The 21449-nt window shown below is 39.7% G+C and carries 20 protein-coding genes; 17 read left to right on the top strand and 3 right to left on the bottom strand.

The genetic code is table 11. The annotated features are described in order from the left end of the window. From BMZ99_RS23660 to BMZ99_RS23650, 3 genes are all read left to right on the top strand, one after another. On the top strand, nt 1–189 hold a 189-nt coding region (locus tag BMZ99_RS23660), incomplete at its 5' end, for a transposase (protein ID WP_175490684.1). Between the two features lie 808 nt (nt 190–997). Further along, the gene (locus tag BMZ99_RS23655) at nt 998–2413 is read left to right on the top strand and encodes a GntP family permease (protein ID WP_090943807.1); all 1416 of its coding nucleotides are present in this window, start codon (nt 998–1000) and stop codon (nt 2411–2413) included. A 103-nt stretch (nt 2414–2516) separates the two neighbouring features. Continuing rightward, entirely contained in the window at nt 2517–3716 is a 1200-nt protein-coding gene (locus BMZ99_RS23650; RefSeq protein ID WP_090943804.1) for an MFS transporter, read from the top strand. 106 nt (nt 3717–3822) lie between these two features. On the opposite strand, the gene BMZ99_RS23645 is transcribed toward BMZ99_RS23650, so the two are convergent. Continuing rightward, on the bottom strand, nt 3823–4671 hold the full coding sequence (locus tag BMZ99_RS23645; RefSeq protein WP_139214838.1) for a pyridoxamine kinase: 849 nt from the start codon (nt 4669–4671) through the stop codon (nt 3823–3825). A 160-nt stretch (nt 4672–4831) separates the two neighbouring features. On the opposite strand from BMZ99_RS23645, the gene pdxR reads away from it, so the two are divergent. The 5 genes from pdxR (at nt 4832) to fabV (ending at nt 9636) form a co-directional block, all read left to right on the top strand. After that, nucleotides 4832–6241, top strand: a complete 1410-nt coding sequence (gene pdxR, locus BMZ99_RS23640) for a MocR-like pyridoxine biosynthesis transcription factor PdxR (protein WP_090943803.1) — start codon at nt 4832–4834, stop codon at nt 6239–6241. Between the two features lie 68 nt (nt 6242–6309). Then, nucleotides 6310–7275 carry an NAD(P)-dependent oxidoreductase gene (locus BMZ99_RS23635; protein ID WP_090943800.1) on the top strand — a complete coding sequence of 322 codons (966 nt, stop codon included), beginning with the start codon at nt 6310–6312 and terminating at the stop codon, nt 7273–7275. Nucleotides 7276–7491: 216 nt separating this feature from the next. Then, nucleotides 7492–8025 carry a dihydrofolate reductase gene (locus BMZ99_RS23630; protein ID WP_090943796.1) on the top strand — a complete coding sequence of 178 codons (534 nt, stop codon included), beginning with the start codon at nt 7492–7494 and terminating at the stop codon, nt 8023–8025. 17 nt (nt 8026–8042) lie between these two features. Then, complete coding sequence (locus tag BMZ99_RS23625) at nt 8043–8279, top strand: DUF2164 domain-containing protein (protein WP_175490683.1); 237 nt, start codon at nt 8043–8045, stop codon at nt 8277–8279. 166 nt (nt 8280–8445) lie between these two features. After that, on the top strand, nt 8446–9636 hold the full coding sequence (fabV, locus tag BMZ99_RS23620; RefSeq protein ID WP_090943793.1) for an enoyl-ACP reductase FabV: 1191 nt from the start codon (nt 8446–8448) through the stop codon (nt 9634–9636). An 82-nt stretch (nt 9637–9718) separates the two neighbouring features. Here fabV and BMZ99_RS23615 read toward each other — a convergent pair whose 3' ends face one another. Both BMZ99_RS23615 and BMZ99_RS23610 read right to left on the bottom strand, forming a co-directional pair. Beyond that, entirely contained in the window at nt 9719–10417 is a 699-nt protein-coding gene (locus BMZ99_RS23615; RefSeq protein WP_090943790.1) for a hypothetical protein, read from the bottom strand. Between the two features lie 220 nt (nt 10418–10637). After that, nucleotides 10638–11129 (bottom strand): hypothetical protein, encoded by a 492-nt coding sequence (locus BMZ99_RS23610; RefSeq protein ID WP_090943810.1) that lies wholly within the window; start codon nt 11127–11129, stop codon nt 10638–10640. 171 nt (nt 11130–11300) lie between these two features. Here BMZ99_RS23610 and BMZ99_RS23605 point away from each other — a divergent pair, with 171 nt between their 5' ends. The 9 genes from BMZ99_RS23605 to BMZ99_RS23565 form a co-directional block, all read left to right on the top strand. Continuing rightward, entirely contained in the window at nt 11301–12668 is a 1368-nt protein-coding gene (locus BMZ99_RS23605) for an NAD(P)-dependent oxidoreductase (RefSeq protein WP_090943787.1), read from the top strand. Between the two features lie 223 nt (nt 12669–12891). Continuing rightward, entirely contained in the window at nt 12892–15000 is a 2109-nt protein-coding gene (locus tag BMZ99_RS23600) for a BglG family transcription antiterminator (RefSeq protein WP_090943784.1), read from the top strand. A gap of 86 nt (nt 15001–15086) precedes the next feature. Next, nucleotides 15087–15563 (top strand): PTS sugar transporter subunit IIA, encoded by a 477-nt coding sequence (locus tag BMZ99_RS23595; protein ID WP_090943781.1) that lies wholly within the window; start codon nt 15087–15089, stop codon nt 15561–15563. 3 nt (nt 15564–15566) lie between these two features. Then, the gene (ilvD, locus tag BMZ99_RS23590; RefSeq protein ID WP_090943778.1) at nt 15567–17204 is read left to right on the top strand and encodes a dihydroxy-acid dehydratase; all 1638 of its coding nucleotides are present in this window, start codon (nt 15567–15569) and stop codon (nt 17202–17204) included. Nucleotides 17205–17237: 33 nt separating this feature from the next. Next, nucleotides 17238–17525 (top strand): PTS sugar transporter subunit IIB, encoded by a 288-nt coding sequence (locus BMZ99_RS23585; protein ID WP_007960220.1) that lies wholly within the window; start codon nt 17238–17240, stop codon nt 17523–17525. A 24-nt stretch (nt 17526–17549) separates the two neighbouring features. Continuing rightward, nucleotides 17550–18950, top strand: a complete 1401-nt coding sequence (locus BMZ99_RS23580) for a PTS galactitol transporter subunit IIC (RefSeq protein ID WP_090943775.1) — start codon at nt 17550–17552, stop codon at nt 18948–18950. Between the two features lie 105 nt (nt 18951–19055). Next, nucleotides 19056–19697, top strand: a complete 642-nt coding sequence (locus tag BMZ99_RS23575; RefSeq protein WP_090943772.1) for a bifunctional 4-hydroxy-2-oxoglutarate aldolase/2-dehydro-3-deoxy-phosphogluconate aldolase — start codon at nt 19056–19058, stop codon at nt 19695–19697. Nucleotides 19698–19819: 122 nt separating this feature from the next. Continuing rightward, on the top strand, nt 19820–20719 hold the full coding sequence (locus BMZ99_RS23570; RefSeq protein ID WP_245755137.1) for a phosphoglycerate dehydrogenase: 900 nt from the start codon (nt 19820–19822) through the stop codon (nt 20717–20719). A 128-nt stretch (nt 20720–20847) separates the two neighbouring features. After that, the coding region (locus BMZ99_RS23565) for a transposase (protein WP_139214837.1) at nt 20848–21449 on the top strand (602 nt) is incomplete at its 3' end.

Below are 21449 nucleotides of genomic sequence, written 5' to 3'. Positions count from 1 at the left end.
ATTCAGGTGGAGGGAGCCTTCGGTGTACTGAAAGCAGATATGGGCTTCCGACGTTTTCTTATGAGAGGCAGCGTCAAGGTGCAAACCGAGTTTCTATTGCTGTGCATGGGGTATAACCTAAACAAACTCCACAACAAAATTCAAAGTGGTCGCTGTGGAACTTACTTGCATATTCCCAAAGCAGCCTGACAAATACAAATAGACTTTTTTATTGGGGAAGAGGCTTCCTCTGTTTGCTATGGGCATAAACGGAAGAAGAGCTTCTTTGTTTATTCTTTTTCGCCTGGATTTTATCTGCTCAAGAAAGGAAGGCTGCCACAAAATGCTTTTTTTCAAAAAGCATTTTGCGACAGCCTCTTTTCATAGCCTCATATTGTACGCGAACATGGCTGGCTTTGTTATCAGATTAAATAAGATGGGAGAGGTGTGCCACTTCTAGCACTGTTAACATTACTGCAATAGCAGTAAAAGCGAAAGCGCCTAATTGAAGAACCATAAGATCAACCCTTTCTGTTTCTTTTTTCCCAAATGTAAAAAGTTCGAAATAATGAGTACATATAGATTAAACTGACAATTTTAAAAATAGGATATAGCTTGCGTCTATAAGGCAATTCTTAGTTTAATGGATTGGGCGAGCATTATCAACTTCTTTAAGAGGTGGTCTGACCAGGATATCGCTCATTAGACAAAATTAGATAGAATTTACTTCTATTTTCGTAAAAATTCAAATATGGGCAAAAATTCAAACATAGCCAAACATTTGAATAAAGAAAACATTCAGAAATAAACAAATATTCCGAAAACAAACTAAAATAATACTATATATTTAGTATCTATTTCAATTCGAGTATTTGATTTGGGGATAAAAGTTACAAAATTCATTAATCATTGGGAGAAAAGGGAGTTTTAATGGAATCAAAGGCTTCTTTATGATATAGTTTAAAAAATAAGTGAGTATGTTACAACAAATATAGCAAGGAATTCTTAGGAGGTAAGAGTGGATCTATTTCTCATCGTAGTAAGTTTAATTTTATTAATGTATTTTGCATATCGGGGTTATTCTATTATCCTTATCGCACCGTTGTTTGCTATACTGGCATCGGTTGGGGAGTTTCAATCTATGCCTGTTTACAGTGAAATTTTTATGACTAAGGCAGCAGAGTATTTTAAGACTTATTTTCCTATATTTCTGCTGGGGGCAGTTTTTGCTAAAATAATGGAAGAAGGTGAGCTGGCAAGTTCGATTGCAGCGTTTATTTCTCGCTCATTAGGAAAGGAAAGAGCAATTTTAGCTGTTTTATTAGGATGCGGTATCTTAACTTATGGCGGATTGAGTGTATTTGTGGTTGTATTTGTTATGTATCCATTTGCAGCTTTACTATTTCGTGAAGCTGATATTCCTAAACGCCTTATTCCGGCAACGCTGTGGATGGGGATCTTTACCTTTGCCATGGCTTCGATACCAGGGACACCTCAAATTCAAAATATCATTCCGACGACCTTTTTTGGCACTTCAACTTGGGCATCACCGATGATTGGTATAGTGAGTGCAGTACTTTATTTTGCCCTAGCCTGGTTTTGGGTAGCATATCGCTTTAAGAGCTTAAGAAGTCAAGGGGAAGGCTATGGGAATCATGCTAAAAATGAACCAGATCCTTTAGGGGAAAAAGAAATGCCTCATTGGGCACTTTCCGTCTTGCCGCTAATAGCAGTTGTTTTAGTAAATTTGTATATGAGTAATCCCTTTGGCTGGATTTGGGCTTACTCCTGGGACCCTGAAATGTTAGAGCCGTTTCAGAACCTGCAATTGTCGTTGCTCAGTTCTAGTGTACAGAAAATATATGCGATATGGTCCTTGGATATCGCCTTATTTGTTGGCATTATATTAGCGTTAGCTATTGGGCGGAAACCCATCAGTCAAAAGGGCAGGATGGTACATGTATTTAATTCAGGAGCATTGTCTTCTTTATCGGCAATATTAAATACTGCATCAGGTTATGCATTTGGTAGTGTGATTGCAAAATTAAGTGGTTTTCTAATTGTTAAGCATGCATTAACAGATTTGCATATTGGCTCAGGTCCCCTGCTTTCTCAGGCAATCACGACGTATATTATGACAGCTTTAACTGGCTCTGCCTCAGGGGGCATGACAATTGCATTAGGGATGTTGGGGAACGAGTGGCTGGTCTGGGCCCAATCCATTGGCATGTCCCCTGACCTTCTTCATCGGATGATTTGCCTTGCTTCCGCAGGGATTGATACCGTTCCTCATAATGGTGCATTAGTTACTGTTATTAGTGTTTGTGGTTTAACTCACAGGTCATCCTACTATGATGTATTTATTTTAACCTTGATGAAGATGCTCGTACCATTTATCTTTATCGCTTTTTACAGTTTATTTGGAGTGGGATAAAGATGAAAGTATAGAAGGGGTTTACTCATAAGATAAAAAGGGGGAACAAAAGATCAATACATGAAAGTAAAATATTTTTAGGTAGTTTAGGGGGCTTTAAACATTGGATTGGCGTAGAAATCTTTGGGTGTTATCTATTGCAGTGATGTTATCAGGTTCAAGTTATACCATGGTCACGCCTTTTTTGCCTTTATATCTTTTAGATATAGGCGTAAGTCAGAGTGAGGTAAATGTGTGGTCAGGAGTGATCTTCTCCGTTTCTTTCTTGGTTTCAGCCATAATGGCGCCTTATTGGGGACGGCATGCGGATAAAAGCGGTAAACGACGTATGATTATGCGGGCCGGATTTAGCCTGGCAGTCGTATATTTCTTGGGCGCATTTGTTAGAAATCCTGTAGATCTATTGATGGTCAGAATTTTGCAGGGCTTTGCAAATGGATTTGTGCCAGCCTCTATGGCGATCATCGCTTCATCTGCACCAAAAGAAAAAATGGGATTTAGTTTAGGCGTTATGCAGACAACACTTTTAATGGGTGGAATTTTAGGTCCATTAATGGGTGGCAGCTTATCTCATTTTTTTGGAATGCGTTTATCTTTTGTGATTGCTGCAGGGATTATATTTATAGGAACTGTTGGTGTCGGAATATTGGTAAAGGAACCCGTTAATAATGAACCGCCTAGTGAAGGCAGTATGATGGATGATTTGAAAACAGCATTTCATAACCGAAAGTTAGTAGAAATGCTGCTGCTGCTTTTTGGTGCGCAAATGATTAGTATGACATTACAGCCTCTGATTACGTTATATGTTGCCGAGCTCCAGGGAAATATGGAGGGCGTCGCGTTAACGGCAGGGATTATTTATAGTATGGCCGGTATCGCTGGGGCGATATCGGCACCGATGTGGGGCAAGTTGGGGCAGAAAAAGGGTTTTATTAAAATCTTAGTGATTGCCTTTATCGGCGCGGGGTTCTTTAACATGGGACAATTTTTCATAATCAATATTTATCAGTTTAGCGTACTTCAATTCTTTTTTGGTCTATTTATCGTTGGTGTATATCCCGCTATCAATACAATTGCTGTAAATTCGACAGACAAAGCTTTTCAGGGGCGGATTTTTGGTCTTACAACTACCGCAAACCATCTGGGTTCAATGGTGGGGCCTCTTGTTGGCGGTATGATCAGTTCTTGGCTGGGAATTGGACCTGTATTTCTTTTTACCGGAAGCGTATTGATTATGATTGGATTGCTGGTCTTCTTTAAAATTCCAAAGGCCACTGGAGTGATTAGTAAGGAAATGAAATAGAATCCCTGAAACGCGAAGACGCGAAGATTGCACGAAGAGGGTACAAAATGTCCTCCGTACTATCTTCGCGTCTTCGCGTTTCAAATGGTTTTAAGCTCTTTCCTTCTTAAGCCAAATCTTTATTATAGAGGCCGCTGCGCAATTTGTAGACAATAGGTTCAAAGGCAACGCCTCGATCGAAGGCATCTTCAATATCATTGCTGACAATCATTGCATCGCGCACAAAATGTGCTGCACTTTCAACACTATCTTTTAAGGTATAGCCTTTCACTACTCCTGCTGTGAGGACACTGGTGAAAAGATCACCGGTACCGTGCATATGGTAGGGAAGCAGATCAACAGCTACTTCAAAGTAGGAGTGATCTTCACTCATCGCGCAATTATATAAGGAATTTCCTCTGACTACTCCAGTTAATACGATGTTTTTGGCACCCATTTCAATCATTTCAGCACAGAGCTTGCGTGATGTGCTGCTGTCTACTTCTCCATCGACATAATCTCTGCCTGTAAGAATATAAGCTTCTGTAAGGTTAGGTGTAACGATATCAGCAATACTGGCAAGCTCTCGCATGGTATTGCACATCTCAGGTGTATAGGTTTTAATGATTATGCCGTTATCGCCCATAACAGGATCTACTATTTTTAAGGAGCATTTAAAATCCAACATGAAATTTTTGACGATTTGGATTTGCTCTGCTGAACCTAAGAATCCGCTGTAAGCGCAGTCAGTCTTAAAACCGATTTCTTTCCAGTGATTAATAAACTCATTCATTTGTGGAGTAAAGTCAAAGAATTTGAATCCTGGGAAAAGGGTATTTGTAGATAACAGAGCAGTAGGGAGAGGGCAAACCTCGACGCCAGCTGCTGAAATAACTGGGATTGCTACAGTAAGTGAGCACTTGCCATAACCGGACATATCGTGGATTGCTACAACTCTCGCAAGTTTTTGTTTCATATTCATATCCTCCAATATTTGTTTTATTGTGCTAAAAAGCAAGAAAATAATATTTCGATAGGTTAGGGGTTTTCAAAAGCATAATTGTATTATAAAATGAATTTGAACCTTTTAAAATATACAGAAATCATATTTTTGTTAGGTACAGTTTGGAGGGATTATGGATTTAATCGTATTTGACAGCCAGAGCAAAGAACCACTATATATACAGCTTTATTTATACTATAAAGCTGCCATTGAGCAAAATAGGCTTAGGGAAAATGAAAAATTGCCATCGATACGAGGTCTTTCAAGAGGTCTTTCTGTTAGCAAGATCACGGTTGAAAAGGCGTATCAGCAGCTAATGAGTGAAGGATATATCAAGAACTATGACCGATCAAGATATACGGTTAATAAGTTAGAAGAAATTGTTTTTAATGCCCCTACTGTTAGTATGGCAAATCAATACCATCATAATCAAGAGGCAGAAAAGATTCTCTATGATTTTTCAAGTGGCGAAATGGATAGAGAAGGTTTTGATTTTTCCTTATGGAAACGGTATATTAGTAAAGCATTTTTAGAAAAAGAACGTCTTGTTGGATACGGAAATATCAAAGGGGAAGAAGAACTGCGTAAAGAGATTGCAAAATATATTGAGAAATCAAGAGGAGTTTATGTTCATACGGAACAAATCATAATCGGCGCTGGTGTGCAAAGCCTCTTAAGCATGCTTTGCAGTATACTTAAGTTAGAATATAACAGCATTGCCTTTGAAGAGCCCGGTTTTAAAAATGGTAGACGTATTTTTGCTGATCATGCTTTTACGATTGTACCAGTGAAAATGAAGACAGATGGTATTGATACGGAAGAGCTTAAAAACAGTGATGAAAGGCTTGTCTATGTAAGTCCGTCTCACCAATTTCCAACGGGATATATTATGCCTATCGGTAAAAGGTATCAACTGCTCAATTGGGCTGAAGAAAAAAATGGTATCATCATCGAAGATGATTATGACAGCGAGTTTCGTTATTTCGGTCGTCCGATACCAGCACTAAAGGGTCTTGATACAAGAGAACGGGTAGTATATCTGGGATCTTTTTCAAAAGTAATTCCACCTTCTATACGTGTTAGCTACATGGTGTTGCCAGAAAAGTTTTTAGCAATCTATCAAAAGAAATCTTCCTTATATAACCAAACTGCATCTACGATTGAACAGCTTGCTCTTGCCCAGTTTATGACAGATGGTCATTTGGAAAGGCAGATACGCCGCTTACGCAAGCTATACTATGAAAAAAGAAAACTATTTTTAGAAGAAATACAAAAAAATCTTGGTGAGAATGCCAAGATAAATGGTACAGAATCGGGTCTTCATGTCCTTCTTAGTTTAAAATCTGAACTGTCAGCTCAAGAATTAGCTGCAAGAGCGCTGGCAAATGGCTGCCGTGTAGCTCCGATTCAGGATTATTATTGGGAACTATCACAAGAGAAGAGGCCTCAAGTGCTGCTATACTTTTCTAAAATACCTGCAAATAAGTTCAAAGAGGGGATTTTAAGATTAAAAGAAGCATGGTTTAGTCATCTAAGAAGTTAATACGTTGACAGTTAGTGGAAGCGTAAATATACTTATAGTTAGAAATATTCTAACATTAGGGGGTAGCCATGAAGAACACTGTAATTCTCAATTCAGCCAAATTAGATTTTGACAACAAACTGGACTTTTCTTCTTTGTCCAATCTCACCACTGTGACTAAGTATGATGCAAGCAGCAATGATGAAATCCTGGAACGGGTTCAGGGGCAGCATATTGTTATAACAAAAGAGATGCCTGTAGGAAGAGATTTAATTTCCAAATTTCCCTCTTCAGTAGAGCTGATTTGTGAAGCTGGTACAGGATTTAACAATATTGATATTGCGGCAGCCAAAGAGAAGAATATTGCAGTTTGCAACGTCCCAAGTTACAGTACAGAAGCAGTAGCTCAGTTGGTAATCACCTTTATCTTAAATCAAAGTTCTTCATTGATTCAGCAGCAAAGGATGCTCCAAGAGAAGAATTTTGACAATTTTACAAAGTACTTACAAGTTCCGCATTTTGAATTGCAAGGTAAAACTCTTGGCGTGATTGGCGCAGGTTCTATAGGAAAAGAAGTAATTAAGATTGCTTTAACCTTAGGGATGAACATTTTGGTATACAGCCGTACCTCTAAACCTTGGGGAGAAGACAGGGTACAATTTGTTTCTCTTGAAGAGCTTCTTACCCAAAGTGATTTTGTAAGTATCCATTGCCCCCTTACTCCAGAAACAAGGCATCTCATCAATAAAGATAAGCTAAAGCAAATGAAGCCAACGGCTTTTCTGATAAATACTTCGAGAGGACCAATCATACATGAGATCGATTTAGTTGAAGCTTTACAGCAAGGTATCATTGCTGGTGCGGCACTTGATGTGCAGGATCCAGAACCGCCTGCACTGGATAACCCATTATTTTTTATGGACAATGTAATTTTAACTCCCCACATTGGTTGGAGGCGTTTGGAATCAAGACAAAGACTGATTGGGCTTATGGCTGAAAATATTGAATCTTTCATTCAAGGCAAGCCATTAAATATTGTAAACGGCGTGCTGTAATTTCTCAAAATATTTAATAATATCTGTAGCAGATTTGTAAGTGGTAGCAATAAATAACTCTTTAGAGAAACAATTTCTTAAAGAGTTATTTTTTATTTCTATGAAAATATTTGCAAATTATGTTTTTTAGTAGAAAGACTATGGATTGAGGGATATACTAGTGATAATGCAGTGCTTGCTATTTAAAATCTTAATTTAATAGTCAGGAGTGTTATGATGAAACTTATTGTGGCCGTTGATGAGCAGTGGGGTATTGGATGCAATGGAAAATTGCTGGTCACAATTCCAGCAGATATGCAGCATTTCAAAGAGAAAACCAAAGGAAAAGTGGTAGTAATGGGTAGGGGGACATTTGAATCACTGCCTGGTCCAAAACCGCTCCAGGGGCGAATTAATATTGTGCTGACTAAAAATATAAAGATACATTGGGAAAGCGTTACTCTATGCCATTCTTTGTTGCAATTATTCTCATGTCTATCTTTATATAATAGTGAGGATATCTTTGTCATTGGCGGAGAATCCGTATATCGACAATGTTTGCCTTATTGTTCAGAGGCATATATTACTAAGATCAGTAATAGGCATCATGCTGATACGTGCTTTCCTAATTTAGATAAGCTGCCAGAGTGGCAGTGCGTAGAAGAGAGCTCTGTACAAAGTTATAAAGATAGTACCTATCGATTTACGACTTATAAAAACCTGGAACAAAGGGATTGGAGAATAAAAAAATTGATGAATAATATGGAATAGAGAGGAGTTTGGTGGATATGGCAGTGATTCATCTATCCAAAGAGTTGAAAAAGCAAGCTATTGATGATTTAAAGAAGTACTTTGTGGAAAATAGAGAGGAGGAACTTGGACAATTAGGAGCAGAATTGTTATTAGATTTTATGGTAGAAAAAGTGGGTGTAGTAATTTATAATCAGGCCATAAAAGACGCACATGCCTTTATGTTTGAAAAAGTTGAAGATTTATATGCACTTGAAAAAAAACATCGTTTGTAGAAGGGTGACAGAAAGAGGAATAGCGTTGCACATAGAAAGAGATTGTGGTAGAATTTAGGGAAAAACGTAAATGCTCACAGTTCCATAAGAAAATACCTAAGACATGAATTAAAGAAGGCGAATTATTCATGAATACATAGGGAAGCAATGATGAGGAGTTTATAATATGATTATTAAACCAAAGTTTCGCGGCTTTATTTGTACTACTTCACATCCTGTAGGATGTGCTCATTCAGTACAAGAGCAGATAAATTATGTAAAACGACAAAAGCCTATTCAAGGACCGAAAAATGTTCTTGTAATTGGCGCATCAACAGGGTATGGACTAGCATCAAGAATTGTTGCTACCTTTGGATCAGGTGCAAGTACTCTTGGCGTTTTTTTAGAAAAGCCGGCTTCCAATGGAAATACAGCTACTGCTGGATGGTATAATACTGCTGCCTTTGAAGCGGCTGCAACAGAAGCTGGATATTATGCGAAAAGCATTAATGGTGATGCTTTTTCCGATCAGGTGAAAGAGCAGACGATTGCGTTAATAAAAGAAGAATTAGGGCAGATTGATTTGGTCGTTTACAGTATTGCTGCGCCGAGAAGGACTCATCCTGTCAGTGGCGAGACGTTTACGTCTGTTATTAAACCGATAGGAGATTCTTTTACAAGCAAAACGGTAGATATGAACTCCAATGAAATTGTTGATGTAACCTTAGAGCCTGCCAGTGAACAGGAAATCCGCAGCACTGTAGCGGTAATGGGCGGTGAGGATTGGGAACGATGGATACATCTTTTAAAAGAAGCTGATGTTCTTGCTCCAGGAGCTACTACCATAAGCTACTCCTATATTGGTCCTAAGATTACGTATCCAATTTATAAAGAAGGCACCATTGGAAGAGCAAAAGATCATTTGTATACTACTAGCAAGGAAATAAATAAGCACATTGAAAATATAAATGGCAGAGCTTTTGTTGCTGTAAATAAAGCACTAGTTACCCAGGCAAGTGCAGCAATTCCTGTTGTTCCGTTATATTTAATGTTATTAGCAAGAGTATTGGGCAAAAAGGGACTGGATGAAAACTGCATTGAGCAAATGTATCGTCTTTTAGCAAGTCGATTATATAACACGGAAAATTCACCTAATGAAGATCATTTGATTCGTATTGATGATTACGAAATGCAAAATGATGTGCAAGCTGAGGTTTCTGCTTTATGGGAAAAGGTTTGCATTGGTGAGATTGATATTGTTCAGGACCTTGAGAAATACCGTAAGGAGTTCTTTAAATTATTCGGTTTTGGTTTTGATGATGTACATTATGAAGAAGATGTGAAGGAAGATGTTTCTATATTAAGTATTAAATCTTAGATCTTTTCGCTGTTGATAAAACGTATTATAAATCAGAAGGTCCTGCACGTCTTATGCAGGACCTTCTGATTATATGTATAGATTATAGTTTGAAAGCAAAAAGGCAGGAGATGCCTTTCATTGTATAGTTTTCTTTGCCGTTAATGTAAGCAGCAGGTACCTTTAAATCGACGTTTTTCACTTTTCGTTCAGCATAGGAAACATTAAATGTTGTAGACTTTGACATTTTGTAACTAACACCAAATTCTTTTAAAGAGACATCTTTGCCTCCTAGTAAAGTGGCAAATAAAGTGTAGTCGTCATTAAGTTTATGAGTTCCTGTAAAGCCAAAGTGCAAAGCTGACTTAGAAGCACTCGACACAAAGTCGCCATAAGAAATTTTAGTATACTCATAGCCTGTAATAAACGTTAGATTAGGATTTACTTTATATAGGACATTCAAATCACTTGGTTCAGCTTTGGCATAGGTAGTCATAGACACTGTATAAGGTGGCATTGGTATTGGCACCGGGATAGTGGTTCGTTCAGATTTAAACATCCCATGCTTGAGTTGTACTGCAAAACGATCATTTATACCTGCAGTCGCTGTAGCCTTAAATCCAAACTCACCTACTACATCGGCTGAAGCTTTCCCTCGACCGCTTACTTTAGAATCAAGTGTACTGCCTATTTCTACGCTCATAGCACCTTTTTCAAATTCTGCAGTAGGAGAGGCCCAAACTGTATTGGCTGTCATAAGAAGTCCTGTTGTAAGTGTGAATAGAGCGATTAACTTGCGCATAATTCCTCCTTGAAAGTGGGTTTCATTTTTATGATTGATCAGATATAGTATTTTTATCGGGGCAAAGTGAGCAATTTCGACACAATGCTAATTTTATCATAAAAGAATGCAGTTAGAAATGAAAGACTATTTAGTCGCCTCAAATTAAAAAAATCGCTACTCACTTTTTAAGATAATCAGTAACGATCTTGATAGTTATATTTTGGGTTGTAGGGTTTTTTTAAAATTTCAAGGTTGCACCAATTCCTACACCGCTTTTATTTTCACCTTCATCAGGCATGTAAGTGTGATAGGTAAAGTTAATATCTGCATTATATGTAATCTTGAAGTTGGCACCAACTTGCAGTTCTTTAAACTCTTTCCCCGCGATTAAGGACGTGTATCCTTCCCACTCGGGTGCAAGAGGACCGTTTATAGCCATTCCCACATATACTTTGGCGTTGGAATTGACATCATTGCTGCCAAGAATTCCTCTGAAATTATTGGCAAGCTGCAATTGCCCGTAGACGTTATCCATGTTGTTGCGATGATCCCAATTTACATTTTGCAAGCCTAATGTAAAATTTTCGGCCAGTTTGTGTTCAAGATAAAATGTATTATTGCTGCCGATGCCAGCGGCGGTTTGACCCTTATCAAGGTCATTGACTGGGGCAGACAAGCCAGTACTGGCTGTGATGAGAAGTGCAGCTGCAATCATTACGATTTTTTTCAAAAATAAGACCTCCAAGGATGCTATGTATTCCATTTTAATTTAAACTCCACGTATCTGGCGGATCTTCAATTGGACAAGGAATCAATGTGAATATAACAAACTAAAAATGATAGGTCAATAAGTAAAATATTCCAATTATTAATGAGAAAAATAGGAAAGAAGGTAGAGTATATGCTAATTGATAAACATACAAACTTTGCGAGAGAAAAATTATCTTTTAATGAAATTGATGAAGGTTTTACTACAAAAGAGGCTATAGCAGAGGCAAAACGCTGCTTAAACTGTCCGAAACCCTTATGTCGTGGCGGCTGCCCGATTGAAAATGAAATTCCTAACTTTATTCAGGCCTTAGCAAAGGGCAATGTTGGAGAAGCCAGTGCTATTATTGCTCAGCGCAGTAATCTTCCTGCGGTTTGCGGGCGGGTTTGCCCACATGAAAAACAATGTGAGGGTGCCTGTATTCTTAATAAAAAAAATCGCGGTATCCAGATTGGCAAGCTGGAGCGCTTTATTGCTGACTTTGATGCCGAAATGGGCATTGAAAGACCGAAGCCTGTTCCTAGTGTACAAGGAAAAGTTGCAGTGATTGGATCGGGACCGGCAGGACTGACGGTTGCCGGTGATTTGGCAAAATTGGGGTTTCAAGTTGTAATCTTTGAATCCCAAGCCGAGGCGGGTGGTGTCTTGCTGTATGGTATTCCAGAATTTCGCTTAAGCAAGGAAGTGGTTCGTCGGGAAATTAAAAGAATTGAAGATTTGGGAGTGGAAGTGAAAACTGGCGTTGTAGTAGGGACGGATATGACCGTCGATCATTTATTTGCAGATGGGTTTGACGCCATTTTTATTGGTACAGGCACTGCTCTGCCGAGAATTCTTGATATTCCTGGTAAGGATCTGATTGGGGTGATACAGGCAACTTATCTTCTGAGAATGGTTACCTTAATTCGAACAGAGAAAATAGATCGCAAAGAAACGCCGATTAATACGCGAGACAAAGTGGTAGTAGTCGGTGCGGGTAATGTTGCCATGGATGCTGCTCGTACAGCTCTTCGTTTAGGTGCTTCCAAGGTGACAGTCATCTATCGTCGTACAGAAGAAGAGGTGACTGCTTTGCCATCAGAGATGGAGGCTGCAAAAGTAGAAGGTGTAGAATTTCAGTGGTTGTCCAATCCGACTGCTATCTTAGGAGCAGAACAGGTTACGGGATTAGAGTATGAATTGCAGGAAATCGATGAAAATGGCAAGTTACGCGGCACTGGTGTAAAGAAAATAATAGAAGCCGATAAAATTATTCCAGCCATTGGTCAACGTCCTGCGGCCAGAATCGTATCCACGACGGAAGGGATCGAAGTCAGTGACAATGGATATGTGATCACACGGGAACGCCCTTACGGCATGACTACACGCAAAGGCGTTTTTGCAGGGGGAGATGTAGTACATCAACCAGCAACTGTTGTTCTAGCCATGAAAGAAGCAAAGAAACTGGCGGCAGGAATCGCCCAATATGTGGAAGCCAAAAAACTATTAGAGAATTGCTAAGGGATCAGGCTGCAGAAAGGTATTCGAGTGATACTTTAAAAGAGAAAAAATCCTTATAACCAAACGGTTATAAGGATTTTTTCTCCTTTATGGATAAGTAATTGAAAACCTCCTTTGCCTGGGAGGCTCTATTAGTTCACTTTTGCCATAATTTTTGTGAAAGATGTTAAACTTCTGATTATTCAAATAATCATGTAGAATGAAAAATGGAAGTGGGGTGAACATGATGTTGCTAAATGAACGCCGTTGTAATGTACTTCTAGATATTTTGGAAAATGAAAGCTGGGCTCGGATTCGAGATTTAGCTCAGCGATTTCATGTTAGTGACCGCACCATTCGGTATGATTTGGATGTAATAGATGATTTTTTGCAGTTTAATAATCTATCATTACTGGTTCGCAAACAAAACGGTGGTATGAAATTTGTCGAATCCGCAGAAGAGAAGACGAAACTATTAAGATTGTTTCAACATTTAGGGTTATATCAGTATGTATTGTCATCGAATGAACGGCTGCAAAAAATTTTTGCTGAGTTGCTGTATATTAAAGATTATATTAGAATCAATGATCTTGCAGCTATCTTATATGTCAGTCGGGGAACCGTTATCAAGGATTTACAGAAAGTACGCGAGTGGCTGGAAAAAAGACATTTAGAGTTACGCTCCATTCCTAAATATGGAATCAAAGTTGTAGGACCGGAACGAGAATACCGTCAAGCTGTTGTAGAATTACTGCGCAAAAATCTATCGTTGTCTTATCTGTTGGAGTGGATCACGTCACCAGAGCCTAACTTGAGTGATAGTCAGCTATTTAAATGCTGGCTGGAGAACATTGATACAGCTTTCCTGCAATCCTATATTCGTCGGTTAGAAAATGAGCTTAAGGTTGTTTTTTCAGATGTCGCATTTAGTGGGCTGGTCATTTACTTAATCGTATCCATTCATCGAATTAGAGCGGGACGCGATATTGTTGGACGACAATCAGAAATGGAAGTGTTACAGAGTTCACGTACCTTTGCCATTGCCCTTAGCACCATTCCTCTTTTGGAAGAACGATTTAACGTATCCATTCCTCTTGATGAAGTCAGTCTTTTTACAGAGTATATTTTGGGAAGTAATGTTGCATCTTCAGCGGTTGAAGAACAAGAAAGCAGAACGGAAATTCAAATGTTGGTATGTAATCTTATTGCACGCGTTAGCCAGGATGTACCTTACGATTTGACAGAAGACCATCAATTGTTAGCAGGACTTTTGGAAGAAGTTCGCCCTACATTGTTTCGAGTAAAGTATGGATTAATCTTAGAAAATCCTTACTTGGATGAAGTTAAGTCCAATTATCCCCTGTTGTTTGAATCAGTAAGAAAACATACGAATTCTTTAGCTGCTTATATTGGCGGACAACTGTTAGATGAAGAAGTTAGTTATTTGACGGTTCATTTCAGTGCTGCACTTGAAAGGATGAAAAATCGAGATAAAACCCAGCCTTCCGTGCTTGTCATTTGTGCCGCAGGTACAGGAACAGCTAATTTGCTATCTTCTCAATTACAGTCTTTATTTGATATTAAAATTGTCGCAATAGCACCTTGCCGCCAGGTTCAAATGCTGTTAGAGATTCATCATGTAGACATTATTGTATCTACAGTGCCAATTCCCCCCGTTTCGATCCCCATACTGATTGTTAACCCTCTCTTACCGCCGCATGATATTGCATTATTAGAAAATCACATGGACAAGGCAAAAGGAACATCTTCTGTTGACGATCTTGTTAAGGTAATTGAAAAATATTGCAGCATTCAAGATTACCACCAATTGCGCCGCGAATTAGACGGCGTGTTAAATGCTACATTAGAAGAAACTCGGATGGACTCTGAGCCGCCATCGCTGTTTCAGCTATTGCCTGCCTCGAATATTAGATTAAATGTGTCTGTCCCAAATTGGCGGGATGCTATTTATGAAGCAGGGAATGTATTGTATCAAGAGGGATATATTGAACAAATATACGGACAAGCAATGGTTGATGTAGTCGATAAGATGGGACCTTATATCGTATATTGGAAGGGAATTGCCCTCCCTCACGCAGATATTGATTGTGGAGTAAAAAAATCGGGATTTAGCTTTATTAGGCTTAAAGAGCCTGTTGTTTTTGGAACACCAGAAAATGATCCAGTGGATATGATTTTTGCTCTGGCAGCAGTGGACCATTCCTCTCATGTCATTGCATTGTTGGAATTAACCAATATCCTCAGTGATGCAGACAAGGTAGCCTGTCTTCGCAGTGAAAATGAAACCGAAAAAATAACCCAAATGTTTCTGTCCTGGTCCAAGGGAGTTTGAAGACATACCTTAGGGACTAAGAGAATAAGATATGAATTTTCCCGGTACATTTGTGCTGAGGTTAGGATAGAGTAGGAGGCTAAAAAATGAGTAGCAAAGTTTTATCAGCAGATTTAATTATATCGCAATTAGAAGCTGCAAACGTTAAGGAGATCATTGAGTCTCTCGGAAATAAGCTGCATGCTTTTGGTTATGTGAAGGACTCTTATGTACCGGCAGTGATAAAGAGAGAAGGAATATTTCCCACGGGTCTTCCTCTTGGCAATATTAATGTAGCCATTCCTCATACCGATGTAGAGCATGTGAATAAGCCAGCTATCGCCGTCGCGACTCTGGCTCATCCAGTGGCTTTTGGCAATATGGGTGATTCAGAAAATACATTAAAAGTGAGTATTGTATTTTTATTAGCAATGAAAGAACCTCATGCTCAAGTGGATTTATTACAAAATTTAATTGAAACTTTTCAGAATCCTGAAGTGTTAGAAATTTTGCTAGGGGCGGCTGACTCAAAAGAAATTGAGAGAATCTTAAAGCAGTATTTAAAACTAAAGGAGGTGCATTAAATTATGGAACGTGCTATTGATCGTCTGGAGCCTTATCAACGAGCCATTGCCAAAGTACATCTTGCTTCTGCAGGAATAGCATTGGATGCGCTGGATGGTAAACCCTTAGTCGCTATTGCGAACAGTTGGAACGAAGTATGTCCGGGACACGAGCCATTATTGAAGCTGGCTGAAGCTGCTAAGGCCGGCATAAGGGCAGCAGGCGGGGAGCCAATTGAATTTAACACCATTGGTATGTGTGATGGTATCAGTCAAGGGCATCTCGGTATGCGTTATACATTACCTCATCGTGATATGATTGCTGATTCTGTAGAAGTAATGGTTCTTGGTCATGGAATATTTGATGGAATCGTATTACTGGGCTCTTGTGACAAGATTATTCCAGGTATGATGCAGGCGGCTCTGCGGATCAATCTTCCAGCTGTGATCGTCACCGCTGGTGCTTCTGTACCGGAATGCAAGCCATCGGATTCAAAACAGCTGCGCACGAAGTTCCTGGCAGGCGAAATTACAGAGCGAGAGATGATTGAAGGTTCACTTCAATATTATTCTGGCCCTGGAGTATGTCCGTTTTTTGGCACTGCCAATACGATGGCAGTTCTCTGTGAAGCTATGGGATTGATGCTGTCCGGCAGCAGTGTCCTTCCGGCGCCAACCAGCGTTCGTCGGTTTTCTGCTGAACAATCCGGCAGGGCGGTAATGGATATGATTAAGCAAGGCATCAGACCAAGAGATATTGCCACAACAGATGCATTTTATAATGGACTGGTGGTACTAAATGCCTTAGGCGGTTCATTAAATGCCTTTCTGCATCTTCCAGCCATTGCTGCTGAGGCGGGTATTCCTTTATCCTGGGACAGCTTTGAAGAAGTGAGTGATAAGACCCCGCTATTAGCGGCACTTGTGCCAAACGGTAACCAGACGGTATATGATCTATATCGTGCTGGCGGCTTGCCTTCGGTGCTAAAAGAGCTTCAATCGCTGCTTAAAATCGAAGCTGGAACTGTTGACGGAATTAGCATTGGTGAGGTTGCCCGCAATGCTTCTAAGGGTGATCGAGATGTGATTAAGGCTTTTGACAAGCCTCTTGCTCCAACGGGTGGTGTTCAGGTATTATATGGCTCTATGGCACCATGCGGGGCATTGGTCAAGGCTTCTGCTGTCCCAAAGGAACAGCATCTATTTAGCGGGCCAGCCATTGTATTTGAAAGTGAGGAGGCATGTCATACTGCCTTGCATGAAAATAAAATTAAGTCTGGTCAAGTTGTGGTTGTCCGTTATGAAGGACCTAAGGGCGGTCCTGGTATGCGGGAGCTGCATCGGGTTACGGAGGTACTAAAAGGAGTTCCCAATACGGCGTTAATAACAGATGGTCGTTTTTCCGGGGCCAGTGCTGGATTAAGTATTGGGTATTTATGCCCTGAAGCAGCGGAAGGCGGACCGATTGCGTTGGTTGAAGACGGTGATACCATAACGATTAGTCTTACAGATGGCATCGTTAATCTCAATGTTGATCCAGCAGAATTGGAACGCAGGCGTCTTAATTGGCAGCCTCTGGTGAAGGAAACTGGTTCAAATTTGCTGCTTAGGTATAGCAAACAGGTTGGTCCAACTGTCAAAGGAGCAATCTGGGGACTATAAATAGTAATCAAAAATAGTAAGGGGGATTTTGTAATGGCAAAACGAGTATTGGTATTATGTGGAAATGGGGTGGCGACTTCTACTGTAGCTTGTAAAAAAATTCAGGATTATATGGCAAATGCCAACGTTCGCTGTGAAGTAATTCAGGCTAAGATCGGAGAGCTGGCTTCGTATGCTGATAAAGTGGATGTAATTGTCTTAATGGCCATGGGGGCAACACTCCCTGATACCGTGAATACACCTTTGATAAAAGGACTTCCTTTTCTTACAGGCATGGGATTAAAAGAAACCTTAGAAGAAATTAAAAAACATTTACAATAACAACAATAGCAGGGAGGGATAAATATGGAAACGATTGCAAGTTATTTTAAGATAATATTTGATGTTGGACCTAATGTAGTACTCCCCTTTTTTATATTTTTATTTGCCTTGGCGTTAGGCACTAAGGCCAGTAAAGCCATTCGAGCCGCCATTTTCATCGCAATTGCACTGATTGGCATTAAAATGGTGGTTGCCTTTATGGGTGATAATTTAGGTCCGGCTATGAAAGCGCTCTCCAAAAATTCAGGCCTCAAATTGGATGTTATGGATGTGGGCTGGGGGGCTGTTGCAGCAGCTATCTGGGCTACGCCTATGGGGGCCATTGGCATTCCAGTACTGCTGATCTTTAATCTGGTATTACTTTATTTTCGTGTAACGAAAACGTTAATGGTTGATATTTGGAACTACCATCATTTAATAACTGCTGGTGTTTTAACCTATTATGCAACGGATAATGTATATCTTGGATTTGTGGGAATGATGCTGGCTGCGTTCATAACCTGGTTGACAGCTGACTGGGCTGCTCCTTTTTTGCAAAAATTTTATGGTTTGCCAGGGATCTCGATGCCAACCTTGTCTTCTATATCTGAGTTGGTCATCGCAGCGCCGATCAATGAGTTATTGGATCGTATTCCTGGTGTGAAAAATATTCGCGGTAATTTTGATTCGGTGAGGAAATACCTCGGTTTGTTTGGCGAACCAGCAGTACTGGCTGTAATCATTGGACTTGTTATTGGAATCATGGCTAACTATTCAATAAAAGATTCCTTAAATTTGGCGATGAACTTAGCTGCTGTTATGATTATTCTACCTAAAGTAGTTGCTATTCTCATGGAAGGTTTAATGCCAATACAAGAAGCCAGTAGTGAATTTTTGCAAAAACATCTTGGAGGCCGGGAGATATTGCTTGGTTTGGATTCAGCGATTTCTATTGGGCATCCTTCCGTTTTAACCGCAGCATTAATTTTAACTCCATTTGTATTAGTATTGGCAGCTATTCTGCCAGGAAATCAGATGCTCCCTTTTGCAGATATTACAGTCATACCTTTTCGAATTGCTTTTGTTGTGGCACTGGTTAACGGCAATGTATTCCGTACCTTGGTTATCGGTGCAGTTGTATTGATACAAGTACTATTGTGCGGAACTGTAACTTCTCCTGTTTTGACCAAAATATTTTTAGCAGTAGGCGGCAAAATGCCAGAAGGAGCTGTAGGCGTTGCCTCTTTCTCTGGTGGTTCCTTATTTGTTACCTATGCAATTATGCAGACTTTATCTTTTATTTTGAGCGGTGTGATTATTTCCGCAGTAGTTTTTGGTCTCTTTTTATTAGTGGCAAAATCCCAGCAGCGTAAAGCAATTCAGTTAATGGAAGAGGAAGAAGAAAACACGTATGCTGCGATACAAAACAAGTCTACACCGCTATAAAGAAGACTTGATTCAGATGGAGTTTTAACTCCACCTGAATCTTTAGTCGCACTTATCCAGGGACTTGGTCATCGGATAAACAATAGGAAGAAAGGAGTGGCGTTTATGCATGCTATATTGGAACATGTGGCTCAAAATGGTGTAGTAGCTATTCTGCGCGGTGTTAATCCTGGCATACTTGTGCCCCTCGGACAAGCATTGGCCGATGCTGGTGTAGGAGCCATTGAAATAACATTAAACAGTGAGGGTGCTCTTCAGGGGATCACGGCACTCAAGGAAGCAATCGGTGAAAAGCTGCCAATTGGCGCTGGGACAGTCATGACAGGCGAAGATGCTCATACTGCAATAAAGGCCGGTGCGACCTTTGTGCTAACGCCGCACCTTGCCGAAGAAACACTAGCTGTTTGCTGCCAGGCAAAAATTCCCGCAGTAATTGGTGTAATGACACCAACAGAAGCTGTAAGAGCCTATGATTTTGGCTGCGAAATGGTGAAAATTTTCCCGGCAGCATCTATCGGAGCTAACTATTTTCGGGAACTTCGTGGTCCATTACCCCAGATTGCAACTATGGCAGTTGGGGGTGTGAACAAGGATAATGCTGTAGAATTTATCAAAGCTGGTGCAAGGGCTGTTGGTGCTGGCGGTCAGCTTGTAGATTTTGCCGCTGCAGCAAGGGGAGATTGGGAAGCGGTCAAGCGTAAAGCCAATGAAATTGTTGTTGCTGTTCATGCGGCTAAGTATGATTAGTGTTATTTTAACAGTCACCTTTGACTGAAAATAAAAAAGACTAAGGCATCTGCCGATGTCTAGGGACTTGGCAGATGCCAAGTCCCTTTTGTTTTTAGCTATAAAATACTGGAGGAATGATCATGTATAAATGGAAAGTTGTTGTTACGGCAGTTACATTTGCTAAAGCTGATCCTGAGCCTCTGCAGCGTCTGCAGGCAATAGGATGCGAAGTTATTACTAACTCATTGGGTAGACCCTTGACGGAGGATGAAATGATAAATGCTGCCCAGGATGCAGATGTATTAATTGTAGGCAATGATAAAGTTACGGGCAAAATCATTCGCTCCTGTTCCTGCTTACAGGTAATTGCTAAGCATGGTGTGGGGGTAGATGGTATTGATAGTAAGACCGCAGCTGAATGTGGTGTAGTGGTGACAAATGCTCCAGGCGTGAACAGTCATGAGGTTGCTGATTTGACTTTTGGATTACTCCATATGTTATCCCGGGGGTTACATACTGCGAATGAATCCACAAAAAGCGGGCATTGGCTAAAGCCAATGGGCGTAGGTCTTTGGGGTAAAACGATTGGTATTGTGGGTGTCGGGAAAATAGGCCTAGCTGCTGCTTATCGTGCAACGGGCTATAAGATGAAGATTCTAGGGTTTGACAGTGTGAAGCGGCCAGAGGCCCGCGAAATTGGCATTGACTACGTTGCTCTTGACCAATTGCTGCAGCAATCTGATTTTGTTAGTCTTCATTTGCCTTTAACGAATGAAACACGCAATATTCTTGATGATGCCAAATTGTGTTTACTTAAACCAGGGGCGATTCTGATTAATACTGCCCGTAGTCAATTGGTAGAGTATGAAACATTGTATAAGGCATTACTTGACGGTCGTATTCGTGGATATGGTGTAGATGTGTATGATTTTGAACCTCCGCAGCTGCACCCTATGTTTAGTTTAGAAGATGTTATTTTGACGCCCCACTTGGGGGGCAATGTCATTAAGTTAAGCAAAATAGAACGTTTACATCGATAAAAGTAGATGTAAACGTTCTATTTTTATATTTGCTAGTAATTTGCTAGTCATATAAAAAAACACTTGACAAATAGTCGAGAATTTGCGGCTCTGCCCATGAAATATAAAGATTCGAGGGAGGAACGCATATGAAACCAACTGAAGTAAAAGAAATACTTTCACACATAATAAGTACTATATCAGATGATCCATCTGATTTTTTGCAAAATCCATCAAAGGACTTTACAAGGAATCGAAAACTATCATTTGAAACAATCATTAAAATGATGATTGGCATGGGTGGAAATAGTTTATGTAAAGAAATATATGATTGGTTCAATTATGCAGAAGATACCGCATCTGTTTCTGCCTTTGTTCAGCAAAGGAATAAAATTTCATCTAAAGCTATGGAATATATTTTTAGAGAAATGGTTAAACAATGTGAAGAGCAGATTTTATTTAAAGGATATCGTCTTCTTGCTGTAGATGGATCTGATATAAGATTACCTAAAAATAAAAATGACGAAAATTCTCATATCAAAAATGACGATAATACTAAAGGATATAATCTTCTTCATCTTGATGCTATGTATGATTTGATGCAACATAATTATGTTGATGCTTCAATACAAAGTAAAAAAGGTATGAATGAACATAAGGCTCTGGTATCAATGATTGAAAAATCTGAAGCAACTGGAAGTGTTATTGTTATAGCTGATAGAGGATACGAATCTTTTAATAATATTGCTCA

It is taken from the genome of Pelosinus propionicus DSM 13327 (assembly GCF_900114615.1).
Lineage (GTDB): Bacteria > Bacillota > Negativicutes > DSM-13327 > DSM-13327 > Pelosinus > Pelosinus propionicus.
Note: the sequence above shows the minus strand (reverse complement) of the source record. Positions and strands in the feature narration are given on the sequence as shown.

What these genes read in the sequence shown, in the direction of transcription:
- BMZ99_RS23645 (WP_139214838.1), bottom strand. Translation starts at nt 4,671, where the DNA reads ATGAAACAAAAACTTGCGAGAGTTGTAGCAATCCACGATATGTCCGGT.
- pdxR (WP_090943803.1), top strand. Translation starts at nt 4,832, where the DNA reads ATGGATTTAATCGTATTTGACAGCCAGAGCAAAGAACCACTATATATA.
- BMZ99_RS23635 (WP_090943800.1), top strand. Translation starts at nt 6,310, where the DNA reads ATGAAGAACACTGTAATTCTCAATTCAGCCAAATTAGATTTTGACAAC.
- BMZ99_RS23630 (WP_090943796.1), top strand. Translation starts at nt 7,492, where the DNA reads ATGAAACTTATTGTGGCCGTTGATGAGCAGTGGGGTATTGGATGCAAT.
- BMZ99_RS23625 (WP_175490683.1), top strand. Translation starts at nt 8,043, where the DNA reads ATGGCAGTGATTCATCTATCCAAAGAGTTGAAAAAGCAAGCTATTGAT.
- fabV (WP_090943793.1), top strand. Translation starts at nt 8,446, where the DNA reads ATGATTATTAAACCAAAGTTTCGCGGCTTTATTTGTACTACTTCACAT.
- BMZ99_RS23615 (WP_090943790.1), bottom strand. Translation starts at nt 10,417, where the DNA reads ATGCGCAAGTTAATCGCTCTATTCACACTTACAACAGGACTTCTTATG.
- BMZ99_RS23605 (WP_090943787.1), top strand. Translation starts at nt 11,301, where the DNA reads ATGCTAATTGATAAACATACAAACTTTGCGAGAGAAAAATTATCTTTT.
- BMZ99_RS23600 (WP_090943784.1), top strand. Translation starts at nt 12,892, where the DNA reads ATGATGTTGCTAAATGAACGCCGTTGTAATGTACTTCTAGATATTTTG.
- BMZ99_RS23595 (WP_090943781.1), top strand. Translation starts at nt 15,087, where the DNA reads ATGAGTAGCAAAGTTTTATCAGCAGATTTAATTATATCGCAATTAGAA.
- ilvD (WP_090943778.1), top strand. Translation starts at nt 15,567, where the DNA reads ATGGAACGTGCTATTGATCGTCTGGAGCCTTATCAACGAGCCATTGCC.
- BMZ99_RS23585 (WP_007960220.1), top strand. Translation starts at nt 17,238, where the DNA reads ATGGCAAAACGAGTATTGGTATTATGTGGAAATGGGGTGGCGACTTCT.
- BMZ99_RS23580 (WP_090943775.1), top strand. Translation starts at nt 17,550, where the DNA reads ATGGAAACGATTGCAAGTTATTTTAAGATAATATTTGATGTTGGACCT.
- BMZ99_RS23575 (WP_090943772.1), top strand. Translation starts at nt 19,056, where the DNA reads ATGCATGCTATATTGGAACATGTGGCTCAAAATGGTGTAGTAGCTATT.
- BMZ99_RS23570 (WP_245755137.1), top strand. Translation starts at nt 19,820, where the DNA reads ATGTATAAATGGAAAGTTGTTGTTACGGCAGTTACATTTGCTAAAGCT.